Genomic DNA, 1,297 nt, shown 5'->3' with positions numbered 1-1,297 from the left:
GCCTCCGCCTCCCGCTCACCCACCGCGAGACCGGAGATGTCCTCCTCACGCCACGGCAGAACCACCTCACGGGCCACCACCTGCACCGGCTGATCCACCCCCGACAACTGCCGGAAACCCGCCCGCAAACTCGCATGCCGATCCAGCAACGCCTGCCACGACGCCCGCAACACCACCGGATCCAACGGACCCTCAAGCCCCAGATCCAACTGCTCCACATACACATCCGTGCCCTGCTCATCAAAGAGCGCGTGGAACAGCAAACCCTCCTGCAACGGAGACACCGGCAGGACGTCAACCAGCCCCGGAACCTCCGCCTCCAGCCCCTCGATCCGCGCCTGATCCAGCGCCACCAGGGGGAAGTCCGACGGAGTGTGACCGCCACCCTCCGCACTCGCGGTGACCAGACCACCCAGCATCGCCGCCCAGCCGTCCACCAACGCCCGAACCGAAGACTCCTCGAACAACGCCTCCGGCCACAACAACGTCAACGTCAACTCAGGACCTTCAGGGAGATCCCTGACCGCGCCCATGACCTCCAGTGCGTGGAGTACGGGGAACTCTCCGCCGACATCGTCCCCGGGCACACCGTCGCGGGGCGGGGTCCAGCCGGCCGGGGCTCCCTTGGCGGGGGTCGCGGGAGCGGAGACGGAGAACCGTCCGAGGTAGTTGAAGCCGATCTGGGCCGAGGGCAGCGCGGCGAGTTCAGGGGCCGCGTCGGGGTTGAGATAGCGCAGTACGCCGTAGCCGAGGCCGTCGCCGGGCACCGCCCGCACCTGCTCCTTGACCCGCTTCAGCACCCGCCCGGCCGCCGGACCGCCTTCCCGCACCTCCGACAGATCCACCGATCCGACATCCAGCCGTACGGGATGGCTGCTCGTGAACCAGCCCACCGTCCGCGACAGATCGTCGGCGTCGCTCAGCGGCACCCGGCCGTGGCCTTCGAGGTCCACCAGGAGCGCACTGCCCGCACCAATGCTCTGACTGTCCCGCCACTCCGCGACAGCCGCCGTCAACCCGGCCAGCAGCACATCGTCAATCCCCGCGTGGAACGCCGTCGGAACACGAGTGAGCAGCTCCGCCGTGATCGCCATCGGAATGTGCGCAGATGTCTCACGCATCGTCTTCTGGAGGTCGCGTTCGAGGTCGACCGGCTCTGTCGTGAGGAGCGGGTCCGGGCCCTGGAGGAAGTCGACCCACTGGGCCACTTCGGTGAGCCGGTCTTCGCTTCCGGCCTGTTCGGCGAGTTCACGCGCCCAGTGCCGGAAGGAGGTCGGTACGGGTTCGAGCGCGGCCT

The 1,297-nt window shown here is 68.5% G+C and carries 1 protein-coding gene; it reads right to left on the bottom strand.

The features are described from left to right. On the bottom strand, positions 1 to 1,297 hold a 1,297-nt coding region (locus ABD371_RS35675), incomplete at both ends, for a condensation domain-containing protein (protein ID WP_344486926.1).

Origin of the sequence: Streptomyces amakusaensis, from assembly GCF_039532665.1 — a bacterium.
Classification (GTDB): Bacteria; Actinomycetota; Actinomycetes; order Streptomycetales; family Streptomycetaceae; genus Streptomyces; species Streptomyces amakusaensis.
The sequence above is the reverse complement of the archived record's forward strand: the minus strand, read 5'-3'. Positions and strand labels throughout refer to the sequence as shown.